Raw genomic sequence first — 18,804 nt, forward strand, 5'->3', positions numbered from 1 at the left:
TTGCGTGTTTTATTACATCATCAATTTAAGGTTAAAGGAATTCCGGTAATTTAGGGGTAGGAGCGAGAGCTCATACCCCAACATTTGACGTAGAACCTATATTTTATACACTTGAACTATTTTCCAGTATTAAACGAACATACTTTCGTATACAATAAATAAGAAAGTATGTTCGTTTTTTAGTGAAGGAGGTAATGTGATGGGTGATAAAGTGATTTTACTTACAGATATCCAATCATTTTATGCATCAGTTGAAAAAGTTAGAAATAATGAATATAAAGATAAACCCCTAGTGGTAGCTGGTGATCCCGAACGAAGATCAGGCATTATACTGGCAGCATGTCCACTTGCGAAAAAATATGGTATTAAAACCGCAGAAACATTATGGGAAGCTCAGAATAAATGCCCAGATCTAATTGTTGTTAAACCACATATGCAAACTTATATAGATGTCTCATTAGCAATAAGTAAGATTATGGAACAATTTACCGATTTAGTGGAACCATTTTCAATTGACGAACAGTTTATGGATATTTCCGGCAGCTTAAGACTATTTGGAAATGAATATAGAATTGCTCATCAATTACAACAAAAAATACTCCTTGAAACGGGGGTGTACGCAAGAATTGGAATTGGTAAAAATAAGATTCTTGCTAAAATGGCATGTGATAACTTTGCAAAGAAAAATGAAAATGGAATATTTAAACTGGATGAAACAAATATGGAACAACTTTGGAAATTGCCCATCGGAAAGATGTTCGGCGTTGGCCAAAGAATGGAAAAACATTTACAAGGTATGGGAATCTTTACTATTGGGCAATTAGCTAAGTTTCCAGTTGATTTACTTAAAAAGCGTTGGGGAATCAACGGAGAAGTAATCTGGCAAACTGCGAATGGAATTGATTATTCACCCGTTTCAGTAAAAACGTATCACCAACAAAAATCCATAGGTCATCATATGACATTACCAAGAGATTATTCTGAACCTGAAGAAATCAAAATAGTATTACTAGAACTTTGTACAGAAGTGGCTAGAAGGTGCAGGAATAAGGGATATATGGGGACTACCGTTTCGTGTAGAGTTAGAGGAGCTGATTTTAATTTTCCTACTGGTTTCTATAGACAAATAACATTGCCAATCCCAACTAATTTTGACATGGATATTTTTAAAGCATCCTATGGATTATTTTTAAAGTATTGGGATGGACGGCCAGTAAGAAGCTTGGGTGTTTCATTAACCAATCTACAAACATCTGACTGCTATCAAATCGATTTATTCGATAACTATTTATACAGAGAAAAATTAAATAGTGCTTTGGATGCTATTTGGGATAAATATGGACGTACAGCAATATATAGGGCTTCTTCATTAACCAAAGCAGGTCAAGCTTCTGAACGTGCAAGAAAAATAGGTGGACATTATAAATAGAGGTGATTCTAAATGGCAGCGAATAAGTTAAGCAAAGGTTATAATTTACGGTGGGAATCGAGTCGGATGATGCTACCTGAACATAGGGAGCAAATATTAGAAGAAAAGTGTAAAGAACAAAAATTTAACCCACCTATATTAGACGATGACCAACTTCAAGAAATTAACCGTGTGATTGCTAAATCAATTGAACAAGAGCGAGCAGTTACGATAACCTATGCAGAAAAATATGGAACCGCAAAATTTTGTGGATGGATTCAAAAAGTAAATATGATTGAAGGATGGTTAAAAATTATCAACGATGAAGATACCCTAAGGCTTTCCTTTGAGCGCATTTTACAAGTTGAAATCTGCTAATAGTGTAAGAAGACACCAATTTCTAATCGGTGTCTTCTAAGCTAAGATCAACTATATCTATACCATGAAGGTGAAGTTTTCGATACTTCGTTTTCCGCGGGCGGTCGGTGAGCCTCCCGCAGGAGTCTACGTATATTTCCGGAGCTGATTTGTGCAATGTTCGTCTTTAGCTAACCACTTTTAAGTTTTGTCCCAGCCCCTTTTACAATTTTTTTATCATCTTCTATTTTTTGTATTATGTTTCATTCGGATATTAGCCATTATATTTCCATGTAATTTTTTCATTATTAGATGAGCTATGTTAGTAATAATATATATAAATAGCAGAAATAGCGAAATGTATAGATTACCATTATGCCTTGTGATGATTTCATTATTATACAGAGAATAGATCATCACAAATAAATAAAAGACTAAAAACATCAATACAACTTCAAATAAAAGACTTAACATATGCTTGCTTGTTTTAATCTTAATTATTTGTGTAAACATAACATCAACAATACCGGTGATAATTATTGCAGTAATGAAAAATTTAAAAATAATTTTCAAAACGTTAATTGTTCCGGACTTTTTAATCTCAACATCTGGAGTAAGAGCAATAAAGTACATTACAAGATAAAAAAATAGAAATGGTAAAGAAACAATGGCTAATACCATTACAATGACAATCGTTATGGCAAATATATGATCTGACATAGTATATTTTTTTCCGCGTTTTTTTCTACCCATTCATAATATTTTCCTTTTTTTAATTTACATCTCTCCAAATATAGGATAACACCAATTATTAAAAAAGTGCTATAATATTCTGAAAAGGAAGAACGATCCCATGAAATATCCACCATTTCTCACTTTACATTTAGTTATTTCAGCATGATATTTTTTAGGGCAAATGGCAACAGGGCAAAAAAGAGACTTCTAGAGGATTGTTACTAAGCAACAACAAATGGCAGTCAATGCATGCTTTGGAGGGAATTTATTGAAATTAAAGAGTTTTATTGTCTCCTTTTTATCATTTGTGTTAACGACAGGGGGACTTTTCCTAATTGGTCATGTATTCACAATTACTTGGTTAATGTTTCACTACGAATATACAAATAATGCAAAGGAATTCAGCATTTCAACAGGTTCTTTTGTTCCTTTGATAATTGGTCTGATTGTATGTTTCTTTGCTGAAAAGATTTATATTTATAAGTGCGACAGAAGTTCGATTGATTATACTAAATAAAATTTGACTTAAGGCTGGACTTTATAGTATGGAGAAAGAAGGATCTTAGACAGTGCACGAGCTTCTTTATAAATATAGGGAATGGAATAACGAATCCTTCCGAATATTTCCTTTATTAGCAATTCCAAAGTTCAATAATAATGGCTCTCTTCCCAATCGGAAAGGAGCCATTGTTTATCGGCGATGATGCTTAAAGAAGAAGTAGAACTTCTTCCGCTTCCTATTCAGCGGCTATCATTTGATACTCGTTTTTATATTTTAAATTTACCCACTACTGTCTTTAATTCTGTAGACGTGGTTGCTAATTGATCTGCATCTTTCTGGACTCTAGAAATATTGTCCAAATGACCATTTGAATATGTAGAAATTTTGCCAATAACATCAGCTACATTATTTGAAAGCTTATTCATTTCAACTACTGATGCAGAAACTTCTTCCGAACCAGCTGAAAGCTCCTCTGTTGTTGCGGAAATATCTTGGATTTTATAAGATATTTCTTCAAAAGACTTTATAATCTCTTGAAACTTCACTTGAGTAGATTGGGCAAAGGTTCTATTGCTATCTACTCTTTCCTTGATTTGATTAAAAATAGTAACAGATTTTTGTGTTTCATTTTGGACATTATCAACTATTTTGGCAATATGTTCAGTTGAAGCTAGTGATTGTTCAGCTAGCTTTCTTACTTCAGCAGCAACAACTGCGAAGCCTTTCCCCGCTTCACCCGCTCTGGCAGATTCAATAGCTGCGTTTAATGCAAGCAAATTAGTTTGATCCGATATTGACTTAATAATTTTTAAAATATCATCTATTTCACTTGATTGTTTTTCCAAATTAAGAATACTTTCTAATGATTGCTCTACAAATTCATAAATCGTATCTATTTGATGTACCAATTCTTTAAGCTCATTAGAACCATTTTCGGCTTTAAAAGTTGAAACTGCGGATAAGTCTGCAACATTTGCAGCGTTATCTGAGATCTGGTTAATACCAATCACCATTTCTTCTACCGCTGAACTGCTTTGATTCATCATTTCACTTTGATTTCCTGCACTCGCAGCAACTTCCTGTAAATGTTCGTTCATTGTTTTTGTAGCTGCAATTACATCCTTTGAAGCAAGCTGAAGTGTTTGGGAAGATTGATTAACCTGTATGGAATTATCACCAACCTGTTTAATAATCTTTCTTAAAGAGCGAAGAAAAAGATTAAAAGATTCGGCGAGTTTTCCAAGCTCATCTCTCGACTTCACTCTGATTTCTTTTGTTAAATCCCCTTCTCCTCTTGCAATTTCTTCTAGTTGTACTTGAATTTTTTTCAATGGTGAGGTAATAGATCTTATTAAATAGAATCCCATTATAATGGCAAAAATGATCAACAATAATTCTACTACTATTAAAAGGATATGATCAATTTGACTTGTTTTTTGATAGTGAGTTGTCTCATCCTTTATTTCACTATTAATCGTATTTACTAATTTTTCAACAGCAGGGTCTAACGTTTGTTTTCGCAAATTACGTTCATCAGTAAAATGAATTTTTAGAGCTTGTTTATGATTTGAAGCACTAAACATGCGATCCTTTAAATTATAATAATCCACTAATGCATTTTTTAAATCAGGAAGTTGCCCTTTAATATTGGAGTTATTAGAAAGATCATCGATCTCGGCTAGATCCTTATTAATTTCACTCTTTTTATCCTCTGTCTCATTTTCATATTGATGGTCTCCTGTCAGCAAATATCCGCGTTCATCATTTGATATACCAGCCAATCTATATTGAACATGATAAAGTAAAACTTGAATCTCCTTCATTTCTTTAACTTTAGTAAGTTCTTTATAGTCGGCATTTTCTTTGTTAATAAAATAAATTCCAGTACCACCTAGACTAAGGATTAAAATGGAGAGTAACAATATTAATCTTTGTTTTATTGATGTTCTTTTCATTAAAATTCTTCCATCCTTTGATAATATTTCTAACACTATGAGATTATAGCATAATAGACATTTTTCACACTATCTTTTTTCCTATAAACACTCGTAACGGAACATCGTATTCGGGCGTTTTAACCATTTCATCATAAGTCATGATGACAGAAGTTTCCTATCCTTTAACGTGTATTTTTTCAAAATCGATGATGGCACAAAGGAATTAAAAAATTGGCTGGTATGAGTTCGGTCCAATACCGCATCATACCAGCCAATTTTAAGCTTTAATCCAATATTATATATCTACTTTTTTCTTTGCTGATGATCTTTTTTATCATCCAAACTTTAATTGAAAATGATCCATCAGCAAGTCGCTTTTGTTTTTAACTATGAAAAAATTAACTGACTTGTTCAACAGAACTAGCTTCAGCCAGCGTTTTTCCTTTTGTTTCAGGTGCCCATGCAATCGATACAAGAAGTCCTAAGATGGTTAATCCTGCACCAATTAACATTGTAATCGCAATTCCAGCCATATTTAAAGAATATGGGAGAAGAAATGTTCCTACAAAAGAACCGATACGGCTAAATGCTGTTCCCATCCCTACAGCAGATGCCCTGATCTCAGTTGGGAAAAGCTCGTTAGGATAGATATAATCCAAGACACTTGGTCCTCCAGAGAAAAACGCATATAGCGCAAAACCAAGCAATATAACCCAAATAGACGAATTAGAGAATATTCCCAATATAAACATTCCTACTGTCATCATAACAAAAGACCATATAATAACTGGGCGTCTCCCTATTTTGTTGACAAAGAATAATGCAGGAATACATCCAATTAAGAAGAACAAACTAATAAAAATTTCACTTAAGAATGATACGTTTTCACCTTTTAAATGGAAGGCCTCTAATATTTGAGGACCGAATGTGTAAATCGCAAACGTAGGGATAATTTGAAATGTCCAAAATAGCCCAATAAATAGAGTCCGTTTTAAATATTCACCTTGAAACATTTTGCAGAAATTTGTTTTCACTGGTTTTTCATCTTTCATTTTGCTTACATCAGCTTTTACACCATAAACCTCTTGGATGACTTCATTTGCCTCTTTGAATCTTTTTTTACTTGCCAGCCATCTAGGGGATTCAGGAGTTCCCCACCGCATAACCAATAATAGAAATGTTGGAACAGCACTGCTGACAAGTATCCAGCGCCAAGCATCCTCACCTAGAGGCAATAGTAAGTAAGCCACAATATAAGAAACAAGTGCACCTAAATACCAAGTAGACATAAGAATTCCAAGCATTTTTCCACGTTGTTTTTTTGGCGAAAACTCAGCAAGTAAAGCTGTAGCAATTGGATAGTCTGCACCAATTGCGATTCCCATTAAAAACCGTACAATCGTTAGCTCAACTGCATTGTGTACGAAAAATTGTAAAATCGAAAAGATTAAAATAGCTACTAAATCCAATGTGTACATGACGTGCCTTCCAACAAGATCAGTAATGTAGCCAAATACTAATCCCCCTAACAAAAGACCAGCAAGGGCGGAGGCACCGATCATAGCACTCCAAAAAGTATTCAATTGTAATTGGGTTTGCATGTGAGATAAAGCTACACCAATAATTGTTAAAATATATCCATCTAAAAATGGACCTCCGCATGTATAAATCGTCAATTTACGGTGAAAAGAAGTAAAAGGAGCTTCATCCATGATAGTTTGTAAACGCATTTATCCATCTCCTTAGGTGATATTCGATCATATATATTGCACAATATCATCCCGGAGGAAAAAATATAGAAAATGTTATAAGGGGCTAAAAATAAAAGAACCTAATCAGCAAAATAAAAAAATAATCCTGTTTCTACCTGTTTCATTTTAAATAATTTAATTGTTCACGGACCTATTTATAAGGTCCGTGGTCATTTATGGACTTTATGATTACTTTTTTACTTTACCGATTGTATTTAATAAGAATGGTTTTAATTTAACCTATTAATGAGGGTGGTTTAATTATAATAAAGGATCAGCGATAAAATAGGTATTCGGCCAAATGACACTTCGAGCTTTAGGGTAATTGCGGTATAATTCGCCGCGTTCGGCAAATTCATCCCAGCCCCTAACTGAACCATCATGGGCACGATAATTTGCTAAGGCTTCTGCCGCCTCATAAAATCCAGCATTTTTAAGTCTTTCAACGGCCTCCTTATAAGTAACCTTTTCCTTTTGAGATGTCTTTATATATTGATTTAATCGTTCCATAATCTCTTCCATATCAAGATCAGGCTGTTCATTTAATTGCTGTAAAATTCGATCAGCAGCACTTTTCTTAATGGCATATAAGCTCTCTCCTATACGGGGACGAATATTTAAGCCAGCCTCTGCTAATGTTAAACCTGGTTTAGGAACTATAATCCATTCAAGATCAACCACATATGGCCATTTTCCATCTGATGGCTTTACCGAAGAAACTACTCTTGTAAGCCCAATGATTTTTTTAACGGGTCTTGTAACGTAAATAAACATCATTTGCCCAACTTTAATTTGTTCAGCTATTTTTCTTCGATTATGTGGAAATCCAACTGAAGGACTCTTGTCAGGGTCATAAATACCTGGATATACAACTTTAATCATCCACTCTCCTGCCCTGTTTGCTATCCATTCAGAATCATCTGCTGGAACATTTAAATTCAACAGCTTTTTTAAGTTTTTTATTTCTTGTTTTAGCAATGCAGTTTCTTTTTCTAATTCTAATACTCTATTCTCAAGAGACAATGTCCTTCCTCCTGGGGTGCAATATGATCTTCAATCATTATAACTCTTTATATATTTGGAGTCAAATATCATATACGACTCTACATTTAGTTTGCTATTCACCCCCAGTCATTATCCTATTTTACATAAGAACGGAAAGTTTTTACTATTCACAATATACATTTTTTATAAAATGATTGGGGTTCTCCGAAGCTTATCGGATTCGCTACAATCTTCTTCGAATTTCTTGAGGGGAATAAGAAAATATACATACACTTGATCATCTATATACTATTGATCCAACTCGACCATAAAAAAAGCCCATACATGCGTAAGGGCTTTTACAAATGAATACAATTATTTCTGTTTCCTTTAAGTTTTCCACTAAAATTGGGACTATTCAATATTTCTAAAGAAAGCAATTCAGTCGTGAATGTTATCACATTATAAACGATATTCTAAGATGCTAACGTTCATTTTAGATTGATGTTATAAAGTAATAAGTAATTTTATTAATGTTATAATACTATATGTAAAATGTGAGTTTTTCTAAAAATCCTACTAGGAGAAATAAAATGTTTTTTTTAAACTCTTCTTATATAAAAAGGTTTCTTAGCCTATTGATGATCAGCATATTTTTAGTTACTGCTTACTTTATATATGCCTACACAGGTTTTAAGACAACTCTAGATATTAATAGTCAAGTTAATCACATAATAAAACTGAAGAATGATAAAACTCTAAAGCGAATAGCAGCCAATGCGAATACTTATGATTTTTTAAAAACCCTGCACGAAAATGTAACATCAAAAAACACTTCCGATGCCCAAGGTGAAAAAGGCGATGGAGTATTTTATTATGTAACAAGCTTGAATAATAGAAATATTGATCTAGAGATCGTCAAAGAAGATGGCTTTTTTAGGATGATCGTCCCTAAATGGAAAGTAGTGAAAATGAGCTTACAACAAAATTAAAAAGCCCTTCATAAATGATTTTCCCTTAGTACAATTGAGTTTCAAAAAGTGAAATCTGTGCTCAAAACGGAAAGGAAGGTTATGACAACAGTGGTACTCCTTGTAAACTTTTAATGACAAGGAAGATTAAAAGTTGGGGATTTTCAACTATAGTACTTTAACAAGTTTTACTCTATTATTTGATTTGTACAATTCGTATTGGGCTGTGACTCCTCTTACATAACCTAGAAAAATATTTACATAAGGAGTGTTTATAATGGCACGTGTTTTATTTATTAACGGTGGATCAGAAGGACATGTTAATCCAACAATTGGAGTTGTGCAAGAGCTTATTTCACGAGGAGAAGAAGTAGTGTACTTTACGATCGAAGCTTTTCGCGAACGGATTGAAAAGACAGGAGCTACTGTGCGAACATTTGATGGTCAAAAATTTATAAAAGCTTTTATTTCCGGCGGAAGAAATTATTTACTCGAAAGAATCAACGGTCTTTTGCACACGGCAGATATTGTGCTACCTAGTGTTTTAGAGCAAATCAAAGGAGAACATTTTGATTATATCATCCACGATTCCATGTTTGGCTGTGGACGTTTGCTTGCACAAATACTTAAACTTCCAGCAATCAATTCATGTACTTCTTTTGCACAGACAAAAGCATCATTTGAGAAAATGTTAGCTCAACTATCACAAAATATCCCAACAGAGATTTTTAAGAGGATAAATGACGATTTTCAACACTTGACCACAAACATGAAAGAACAATATGGTGTTGAAATCAGATCTCCCTATGAAGTTTTTTGTAATCCTGCACCACTTACAATCGTTTATACAACGAAGGAGTTCCAACCTTTTGGAGAAGCATTCGACCAAACATATAAATTTGTAGGTCCATCCATCTCTTTACGTACAATGCAAGAAAACTTCGAATTTCCCGCTATCAAAGGAAAAAACTTAATTTACATTTCACTCGGTACAGTTTTTAACGAAGCTCTTGATTTCTATAAGCTTTGTTTTAAAGTATTTGAAAAAACTGAGCATACTGTCGTCATGTCAATTGGAGAAAAAACGCAACTATCTGCATTAGGAGAAATTCCTACCAACTTTATTGTAAAACATTATGTTCCACAAACTGAAATATTAAAACACACTAAATTATTTATTACACATGGGGGAATGAATAGTACGAACGAAGCTCTCTATTACGGAGTACCATTAATTGTCATCCCACAAAACGCTGATCAACCGATCATTGCTCAGCAAGTTGCCAATATTGGAGCCGGGATTACATTACAGATGGAAAACTTAACTGTAGAACAATTACGTGAAGCTGTTGACCAAGTATTAACAAAGCCATCTTTCCATAAAGCTGCTGCAAACATGAAAGAATCTTTTCAAAAATCGGGTGGGTATCACCGCGCTGTTGATGAGATTTTTATATTTAAAAAGGAATATAACATTTAATTAGTTCCAGTTATTAGGAACTTTTCCTAAATAATAATTCAGGCAAGAAGCCAGTATATGCAGCATTTATTTAGCTCTGTATATACTAGCTTTTTTCCGATGCCGACATTTATGATAAACTCTTTTCTTTTTCATATAGAAATACAAGCAGGGATAAGAAGCTCTTGTATGGAAGTATGAAACAGCAGAAATTATTTAAATGTTTTTGAGGAGGTCATTTTCAATGGCTACAATTGAGGATTTTCAAAAGCTCGATATTCGTGTTGGTACCATAATAAGTGCTGAACCATTTCCTGAAGCACGAAAGCCAGCAATAAAAATAGAGATAGATTTTGGTGAAGAATTGGGAATTAAACATTCAAGTGCCCAAATAACAAAAAGATACACGGCCGAGATGTTAAAAGGTAGACAAGTGATTGCTGTTGTAAATTTTCCTCCCCGCCGAATTGCTGGATTTAAATCTGAAGTTTTAGTTATAGGAGGAATACCGGAGGACGGTGATGTAGTCCTCTTAAGGCCAGATGAACCTGTTAAAAATGGGACGCCAATTGCCTAGCGTTTTACTATTCATTAAAACTGGAAGACCATATATTTCGCTGTACCTACTCTTCTTTTTGGTTGGCATTCAAATTTTGAACATTTCAGTAAAAAAAATCCCTTTTATTAGAGATTAACGAGGTGACGGGATGGCCAAAAACAGCAGGAAAAAGGAATTATTAAGTTGGATGAAAGCTTTTGCTATAGCACTTATTATTGCTCTTTTCGTTAAGATATTTTTATTAGGAAATTTTGTAGTTGATGGAGCATCAATGAATCCAACATTAGAAAATGGGGATCGTCTATTTGTTAATAAGCTTACCAATCATGCTTTTCCTCTTCATCATGGTGATATCATTATCTTCCATGCTACTAAAACAGAGGATTATGTAAAACGAGTAATCGGACTCCCTGGAGACACTATTACGTATAAAGATGATCAATTGTATAGAAATGGGAAAAAAATAAATGAACCTTATCTCGTTTCAGAAAAAAGAAATTTAGGGAGCGGGCAATTAACAGAGGATTTTACTTTAAAAGATTACACTGGAAAAACTAAAGTACCTAAAGATGAATTATGGGTTATGGGAGATAATAGAAGAATCAGTTTAGACAGTAGACGACTTGGTTTTATTAAATACAACCAAGTTATTGGGAAAGTAGACTTGCGATATTCTCCCAATTTTTCTTGGCTAGGTGATTCAACAAGTAAATAAAGTATCCCTTACAGTAAAAAGCTTAAGGGATACACTTTATTCCATTTTCATTAATTTGAATAAATGTTCTTGTAGTCAAAAAGGAACTCAAATGAATACAAAATGAGGTAATCCTGGCGCTTAATTAGTATATCTTTCTCAATGAATAGACTAATCATTTAGTCCCTTTCCATCAAGAATTTTTTGCATATATTTTTCAACTCTTGACACCCGGGTTTTCGATTGTTTAGGTTGAGAAAAATAATAAATATATGCTCTTTGCCGTCCCGGTGTCAATGCTTCAAAAGCCGTTTTTAAGGCAGGAATTTCATCAAGTTTATGTTGAAATTCTTCAGGAATTATGTAATCAGTTGTCTTCTTAAAATCCACTTTCAAACCAGCCTTTTCAATTTCAATTGCTTCATAGATATAGGTTTTCAATATTGGTTCCATTTCAACTATTTCTTGAACATTAGTGAACCGAATCTGGCGTGCGGCCTGTACATTTTCAGTTTGTTGAATTAGAATCCTGTCGGCATCCTTCAACAAAGCACCTTTGTGAAACAGAAGCGCACAATATTCTTTAAATCCATGTATTAAAACGACATTTTTATTCTCATACGTATAACAAGGATGCATCCACTTAAATTCTTCGATCAGTCCACAGTCAAGAACAATCTCTCTTAACTTCTCATACTCTTCCTTCCACTTTTTTGCCTTACTTAAAAATTCATCAACCTTAGGATGCATTCTACTATTTGTCATCAGGGAACCTCCCCCTCTTCGATTTTTTTCATTCAAAATCATCCCCTATAATTGGACAATAATTTGTGTCTTAATTATAGGATACCAATCAGTATCATATCAACTTCTATTGTTGCCGTAATGGGAATAGTAGGATTTTATGGGTGGTGCTAATATCATCTTGTTTTCCTTATTAGACCTTATGAATCCAAGAATCCTTCTATCGGTGGCTTACCTGATATTTTTATGTTTGTGATTGGACCCGAACAGCCATATTATTTTTAAACCGATATAAATCCCCAATAAAATTACAAAGAATACTTACTTTTCCACTATTTTCTTTTTCATTATTGAATATATTTTAGGAAAGGTTGACTTCTTAGCACTAAAAAAATGGAAACCGTATTATTCAATCTCTTTTTATCTAATTTTATTTTGAGTTGTTCGACCATGCACACTTAAACTCATAAGACAAAATGAAAATTAATATTTAGAATAACAATAATGCGATTACAACATGATTAACAGCTTAAATGACTATATTAAAATGAATCCATTTTGAAAAAGAGTGGTCAAAATGGATTCTTCTCTTACATATATAAAGTATGAGTATTTTTATCCCTATCTTTTATGTCATACCTTTCTTTTATTGCAAAGACCGCATCACTAAACAAGTTAATATTTTCTCTCCCCGTATGCCTCAATGACATGATAAAATGCAACCCACAAACTTAGAACGACTAAATATATGACAAATGAGTAAAAGATGTTATATCCATGCAAATAATGAAAAACCCCTAAAAGGGAAAATACTTTTTCTAACCCGATGCTTATAAACGCCCATGGTAAAATATACACTAGCGAGAACCGTGGTTTAATTTTTAAACAATCATACAAATAAAAGAATATATAGCTATAAGTTGCGTACATTACATGCGATAAAAAATCTATTAGTTCAACCTTTGAACTATCATTAAGATCATAAAAGCTAACCGGAAGAACACTTAGCGTATGGTCGAAGAAAAAACCAAAAAACACCCCACAAAGTAGATAAATAGCGAATATCTTCTTTGGAAATCGTTTTGGGAGCACTAATACTACTAACATTCCAACAACGAATGAAACAATGACCGTCCATTCATTAGCATTAAAATGGCTGTCATAGTGAATAATGTTCATGTTTGCTCGAGTCCTCCTCTATCAAGACGAACAAACCAACGGGAGATCAAAGCTAGCATAACAATAACCCCCCCATACATGAGAAACGAATAAAAAGCATTCCATTGGCGAAAGACGATAAGCCCGCACCATTGCATAATCCAATCATCTACCATCAATATGACCATTATGACAGATGCCATCGTCCATCGCCAAAAGGCGCTTAAAGGAGAATTAAGAAAACATGCAGCCATAATGACAAGAAGAGGGATTATAATAAAGCGACAAATATCCAAAGCGAATGAGTTTTCTACTTTTCTTGTAACTGGAACCCAACGCAAATTAACGTCTAGTATTGTAAACAATGTGACAGTCATAATTCCTACGATGAAATATAAAAAGAATATTTCTGTAACAGTTAACCATTTTGGCATAATAACAAATAAAATCATTACAAACCACGCAATTAAGGAAATGATAGCAAGGGACATTGTATTCATCCTTTAATAATAATTTACTCGTCTGTGTATAAACTACCCCAAACCAGCACAAGTATTCACCATTTCCAAGTTGTACGGTGCAATATAAAAATTTTATTTCACCTTTTTAATGATCTTCACCCTATCGCCAAACTTCCTTAAGAAATATCTTTCCATTATATAAACATAGCTCCTCTTTAAAGAGGAGCCCTTCTACCTGATACTATTTATCTTTTTTTTTATGGTGTTTTTTATGTTTCCTATGGTTATCGCATTCGTCACAATCATCTGAGTTACCTGGATCAACAATGACGTTTCTTGTGACAGTTTCATATACGTGACGTGGAACATTTACGATATGCTGTCTGTTAACACGAATGATAGGGTGAACATATGTTACTTCTCGTTCTACATACGTGTCATTTACAATATACTCAGGATCACAATAAACAGTAGTATTACTAGTGTTATTAGTATTGTTTGTATTATTTGTGTTGTTATTGAGGTTACTAGTATTTAGTGAGTTATTAGATGTTGTAAACTGGTCTGAGCAGCTAGAACTGCTTGATGTTCTGTAACTATCAGATAACCAAGGTCCATTTGATCCACTTGTTCGATGTTTACCCATTATCATCACCTCCATTTCATTTTCTATATATAAAATGCTTTTAGTGAGTATATTGGAACAGACAAGTATCTAGAAAAAATAGATTAGATTAAAAATGATTCATTTGATTACTGTTTGATTGTTTAATGTTGAATCATATTCTATCTTTGAAAAATTAATAGTCAAAGAGTCGATGGAGAAATGACCAATGGCATATGATTGCACACTTTATACTTCTGATCGTTATAGTTGATCTGAGATTATTAGAAATATCGGGTTTTGTAAAAGTAAAGATACAAAGAGAAGGTAATTGGCAAAATGGTGAGATGAGTTTTACTTTTAAAACATAATAAAAGCAAAAAATGGATTTATAAGACGTTTACAAGAATCATATACAAAAAATAAGCTCTCGCCAAATATACGAGAGCCATTTCCCATGAAGGAATAATAATGAATGATTACAATAATTTTACAATACCTGTAATCAACTTACAATTGTATTCCAGCTTTTACATAAATTTACCAATCATTGAAGAAGGCATCTCAGCTTATGGGCGAATGGGGTTTAAATGTTATAAAACTTTGGCTATTTTGGATCTATGTTCTATCACTACATGTCGGCTAAATAAAACAAAGTGATATCTGTTTATTTTTGTAGATTTTTCTTCACCAGCGATGCCACTTGTATATTTCTTGTATTGAAATATTTTCTAATTGCTTAATAATTCACTTCTGCCGTTCCACAGGATGATTTTGACTTAATTTAGCTTTTGCTTCAATTTTAGTAATGTTTATCCCAAACGCCACAATTCCTTTACTCATTCCTTCGATAGAACTAGGTTCAACACTATTTAAATTGTATGGACTATCAGGGTTTCATATTTACTTACCAAATCATTTAACGAGTCAAATATTGCTTCCCTATCTTCTATAATCTCCAGCTATCCATTTAAATGGATAGATACATAATTCCACGTAGGAAGCTGTACTCCGTAGAACAACTGTAAAAAAAAAGAGTCTTTTAATATTTCAGGGATGGCAACTTGACGAAGATGCTTTTGAAGTATCATTCCAACAGCAAGATGTTCCATTAACCCCGAAAGAGTTCTCTCTCATTGCTTTATTTTTGAAAAATCCAAACAGTATGGGGAGTCGGATATAAATGGGCGTTAAAAACAGAAGTAAGTAGCACAATGAAAAACAAGAGACTAAGACAAAAGTATATGAATGAAAGCCCTCCATTACATTCCACCCCCGCTTCGGAAATATCGTTCGCTGATTTGTGCAATGTTCGTCTTTAGCTAACCACTTTTGCGTTTTATCCTAGCCTCTTAGTACCATCAATTATTTTCTTATTTCAAGTTCAACAAAAAGACCATTAAAGAAAGATGTTTTCCTTATTATCTTCATGTCATTGGCAATGACCAGTTGGACTGTATCTCTATTCAAACAGCAGCCATCACATATCTTTTTCCAAAAAGGAGTTAACCAATCCTGTAATGTTCCAAGGAAAGGACTAGACATTTTCACATGCTCAAAAAGTAATATTTTCCCTCCTGGTTTGCATACTCTTGCCATCTCCTTCAAAGCCAGTTTGGGATCCGGAATTGTACAGAGCGCTAATGTTACTACTACAGTATCGAAAGAGTTATCAGGATATGGCAACATTTCGGCACTGCCTTTTTGCACCTCTATCTGAACAGACGATATTGCCTTTCTTTTAATAGATTTTTCGATCATAAATTGACTTGGTTCGATTGCAGTTACTTTAGTAACGGATTTATAATATGGAAAATTTATTCCCGTTCCCGATCCTATCTCTAGTACTGATCCCTCTGCTCTTTGGATTAAATTTTTTCTGATCGTTTTAAATGTTCCTTTTTCTAAAGGACTCATAAAAAAATCATACCATTTAGAAAATGTTTTACTCATAAACAACGTCTCAATTCATGTTCATTTTACATTATTCTTCGAGAAGCTAATCTTAAATTTTACCCGTTGTAGCCTTAATGCGTTTAAAACTACCGATACAGAACTGAATGCCATTGCCGCACCAGCTAACCATGGAGCAAGAAAACCAGCTGCGGCTATAGGAATCCCAATTGAATTATAAGCTAGAGCCCAGAATAAATTTTGTTTAATATTTCTAATCGTTTTTTTACTCATAAATATCGCATCAGCAATACTATTGAGATCTCCACGAATCAATGTTATATCTGCTGCTTCGATCGCAACATCCGTACCTGTTCCAATTGCCATGCCAATATCAGCAGTTGCTAATGCAGGTGCATCATTGATCCCATCACCTACCATCGCCACCGTTTTTCCTTGATCTTGCAATTTTTTAACCTCTTTTGCCTTATCGCTCGGCAATACTTCTGAAATAACTTGATCAATCCCCACAAGTTTACCTATTGACTCCGCAGTTCTTTGGTTATCACCTGTCATCATCATGACTTCTATACCCATATTCTTTAAACGATTTATAGCATCTTTCGAAGTTTCTTTCACTATATCTGCGACTGCAATCATACCAACATACTGTTGATTGACTGCCACTAACATAACTGTTTTTCCAACAGATTCTAATTTTTGTTTCAATTCAAGAGCATCCATTAAATTAATATGATGTTGTTCCATTAATTTTTGAGTGCCAATCAAAACCGAATATTCTTTTATAAGAGCTTGAATACCGTAGCCGGGAATAGCATTGAATTGCTCTGCTTCAAAAAGTGAAATCTTCTTTTCTTTTACACCTTGAACAATAGCTTCTGCTACTGGATGTTCCGATTGTTTTTCAGCCGAACCAATTAAACGTAAAAATAGATTTTCATCAAAGCCCTCTTTTACAATGACATCTGTCAATGTAGGCTCTCCTTTTGTTACTGTACCTGTTTTATCCAAAACAACAGTATTAATAAAATGGGTTTTCTCGAGATGTTCTCCCCCTTTAAATAGTACGCCAATTTCTGCTGCCCGACCAGAACCAGCCATAATAGAAGTTGGCGTTGCAAGTCCTAATGCACATGGACATGCAATAACTAATACAGCAATAAATTTTTCAAGTGCAGAAGGAAAACTTCCAGGGTTGATCCAAATAAACCATATAAAAAATGTTATAACCGCTAATGCTACAACAATAGGTACAAAAATCCCTGATATTTTATCAGCAAGCCTTTGAATGGGGGCTTTAGATCCTTGCGCATCCTCAACAATTTTTATAATTTGGGCAAGTGCCGTGTCTTTTCCAACTTTTAATGCTTTTATCTTTAAAAATCCATTTTTGTTTATCGTAGCACCAATTATAGAATCACCGACTGTTTTATCTACAGGAACGCTCTCACCCGTAATCATTGACTCATCAACTGCGGAATTCCCCTCCATAATGACTCCATCAACTGGCACTTTTTCTCCTGGCTTCACATAAACAATATCGTTTAAAACTACTTGGTCAAGCGGAATTTCCTTTTCTACCCCATTCCGTTCTACAATGGCTGTTTTTGCTTGTAATCCCATCAACTTTTTGATTGCTTCTGACGATCTTCCTTTTGCTCTAGCCTCAAATAATTTACCGAGAAGAATTAAGGTAATCAGAATGGAACTGGTTTCATAATATAGTTCGACTCCTCCATTCGACCCTATAGAAACAATGGTCAAATAAAGACTATAGAAGAAAGCAGCGGAAGTTCCTAAAGCAACTAAGACATCCATGTTTGCACTTTGATTTCGTAGCGCTTTATATGCCCCCACATAGAACTGTTTTCCAATAATGAATTGAACAGGAATCGATAATATTAACTGGAACCATGGATTCATAAATAGTGCTGGTACATATAAAGAAGATGTGAATTGAAAATGTCCAACCATCGCCCATAGTAGCGGAAGTGATAAAATTGCTGAAATGATAAATTTATTTTTTTGCCGCTTTAATACTTTTTCCTTATATTCGGCTGTATCACTGCTATTTTCCTTTTTTAATAACGCACCATATCCAAGTTTTTCTACCTTTTGAATAATTGCTTGTGTCGATACTTCAAGTGGGTTCAATACAACTGTTGCATTTTCCAATGCTAAATTGACAGTTGCACTGGAAACTCCATTCATTTTATTCAACCCTTTTTCTATTCGGCTGGCGCAGGCTGCACATGTCATTCCCGTAATTGCAAACTCTTTTTTCTCAGTGACCACATCATAGCCTAAATTTTTTATTTTTGTTTCAAATTCTTTGACATTTGCAACGTCGGGGTTATATTTAATCGTTGCATTTTCTAAAGCTAAATTAACATTAGCGGTCTCAACGCCGTCAGCTTTTTTTAAAGTCTTTTCTATCCGATTGGCACAAGCTGCACATGTCATCCCTGCAATTTGAAGGTGTACTTCTTTTTGATTTTCACTCACATCGATCAACTCCCTCCCACATACCTGATAGGGGTATATTTCTTCGAAAAAGAAAGCGTGC

General features: G+C 33.9%; 17 protein-coding genes. 7 read left to right on the forward strand and 10 right to left on the reverse strand.

What is annotated here, in order from left to right; translation table 11 throughout:
* Window positions 1-199: 199 nt before the first annotated feature.
* A complete protein-coding gene (locus G4D61_RS16060) occupies window positions 200-1,429 on the forward strand; it encodes a DNA polymerase IV (RefSeq protein WP_035355437.1) in 1,230 nt (409 codons plus the stop codon).
* A 12-nt stretch (window positions 1,430-1,441) separates the two neighbouring features.
* On the forward strand, window positions 1,442-1,786 hold the full coding sequence (locus tag G4D61_RS16065) for a YolD-like family protein (RefSeq protein ID WP_035355440.1): 345 nt from the start codon (window positions 1,442-1,444) through the stop codon (window positions 1,784-1,786).
* 216 nt (window positions 1,787-2,002) lie between these two features.
* Here G4D61_RS16065 and G4D61_RS16070 read toward each other — a convergent pair whose 3' ends face one another.
* On the reverse strand, window positions 2,003-2,518 hold the full coding sequence (locus G4D61_RS16070) for a hypothetical protein (protein ID WP_163174398.1): 516 nt from the start codon (window positions 2,516-2,518) through the stop codon (window positions 2,003-2,005).
* A 250-nt stretch (window positions 2,519-2,768) separates the two neighbouring features.
* Between G4D61_RS16070 and G4D61_RS16075 the strand changes: the two genes are divergently transcribed.
* Entirely contained in the window at window positions 2,769-3,017 is a 249-nt protein-coding gene (locus tag G4D61_RS16075; protein WP_035355086.1) for a hypothetical protein, read from the forward strand.
* Between the two features lie 251 nt (window positions 3,018-3,268).
* Here G4D61_RS16075 and G4D61_RS16080 read toward each other — a convergent pair whose 3' ends face one another.
* The 3 genes from G4D61_RS16080 to G4D61_RS16090 all read right to left on the reverse strand — a co-directional run bounded on the left by G4D61_RS16080 (window position 3,269) and on the right by G4D61_RS16090 (window position 7,713).
* The gene (locus G4D61_RS16080) at window positions 3,269-4,957 is read right to left on the reverse strand and encodes a methyl-accepting chemotaxis protein (RefSeq protein ID WP_163174400.1); all 1,689 of its coding nucleotides are present in this window, start codon (window positions 4,955-4,957) and stop codon (window positions 3,269-3,271) included.
* Between the two features lie 380 nt (window positions 4,958-5,337).
* Window positions 5,338-6,669 (reverse strand): MFS transporter, encoded by a 1,332-nt coding sequence (locus tag G4D61_RS16085; protein ID WP_025728128.1) that lies wholly within the window; start codon window positions 6,667-6,669, stop codon window positions 5,338-5,340.
* A 282-nt stretch (window positions 6,670-6,951) separates the two neighbouring features.
* Window positions 6,952-7,713, reverse strand: a complete 762-nt coding sequence (locus tag G4D61_RS16090; RefSeq protein ID WP_025728125.1) for a hypothetical protein — start codon at window positions 7,711-7,713, stop codon at window positions 6,952-6,954.
* A gap of 554 nt (window positions 7,714-8,267) precedes the next feature.
* Between G4D61_RS16090 and G4D61_RS16095 the strand changes: the two genes are divergently transcribed.
* From G4D61_RS16095 to lepB, 4 genes are all read left to right on the forward strand, one after another.
* A complete protein-coding gene (locus tag G4D61_RS16095; protein ID WP_025728123.1) occupies window positions 8,268-8,666 on the forward strand; it encodes a hypothetical protein in 399 nt (132 codons plus the stop codon).
* A gap of 256 nt (window positions 8,667-8,922) precedes the next feature.
* Window positions 8,923-10,125, forward strand: coding sequence for a macrolide family glycosyltransferase (locus G4D61_RS16100; protein WP_025728121.1), 1,203 nt, complete (start codon window positions 8,923-8,925; stop codon window positions 10,123-10,125).
* A 223-nt stretch (window positions 10,126-10,348) separates the two neighbouring features.
* Complete coding sequence (gene csaA / locus G4D61_RS16105; RefSeq protein WP_025728119.1) at window positions 10,349-10,681, forward strand: chaperone CsaA; 333 nt, start codon at window positions 10,349-10,351, stop codon at window positions 10,679-10,681.
* Window positions 10,682-10,811: 130 nt separating this feature from the next.
* Entirely contained in the window at window positions 10,812-11,378 is a 567-nt protein-coding gene (lepB, locus tag G4D61_RS16110) for a signal peptidase I (RefSeq protein WP_163174401.1), read from the forward strand.
* 150 nt (window positions 11,379-11,528) lie between these two features.
* Here lepB and G4D61_RS16115 read toward each other — a convergent pair whose 3' ends face one another.
* From G4D61_RS16115 to G4D61_RS16140, 6 genes are all read right to left on the reverse strand, one after another.
* Window positions 11,529-12,122: a YdeI/OmpD-associated family protein gene (locus tag G4D61_RS16115; protein ID WP_025728115.1), complete on the reverse strand. Its 594-nt coding sequence runs from the start codon at window positions 12,120-12,122 to the stop codon at window positions 11,529-11,531.
* 654 nt (window positions 12,123-12,776) lie between these two features.
* Entirely contained in the window at window positions 12,777-13,280 is a 504-nt protein-coding gene (locus tag G4D61_RS16120; protein WP_035355101.1) for a hypothetical protein, read from the reverse strand.
* Window positions 13,277-13,750 (reverse strand): hypothetical protein, encoded by a 474-nt coding sequence (locus G4D61_RS16125; RefSeq protein ID WP_025731450.1) that lies wholly within the window; start codon window positions 13,748-13,750, stop codon window positions 13,277-13,279. Before G4D61_RS16125 ends, G4D61_RS16120 begins: the two co-directional genes overlap by 4 nt.
* Before the next feature lie 211 nt (window positions 13,751-13,961).
* Window positions 13,962-14,366, reverse strand: a complete 405-nt coding sequence (locus G4D61_RS18260; protein WP_025731449.1) for a hypothetical protein — start codon at window positions 14,364-14,366, stop codon at window positions 13,962-13,964.
* Window positions 14,367-15,689: 1,323 nt separating this feature from the next.
* Window positions 15,690-16,277, reverse strand: coding sequence for a class I SAM-dependent methyltransferase (locus G4D61_RS16135; RefSeq protein WP_025731448.1), 588 nt, complete (start codon window positions 16,275-16,277; stop codon window positions 15,690-15,692).
* Between the two features lie 21 nt (window positions 16,278-16,298).
* Entirely contained in the window at window positions 16,299-18,743 is a 2,445-nt protein-coding gene (locus G4D61_RS16140) for a heavy metal translocating P-type ATPase (protein WP_367613791.1), read from the reverse strand.
* Window positions 18,744-18,804 lie beyond the last annotated feature (61 nt).

Source organism: Heyndrickxia ginsengihumi (genome assembly GCF_011008565.1).
Classification (GTDB): Bacteria; Bacillota; Bacilli; order Bacillales; family Bacillaceae_C; genus Weizmannia; species Weizmannia ginsengihumi.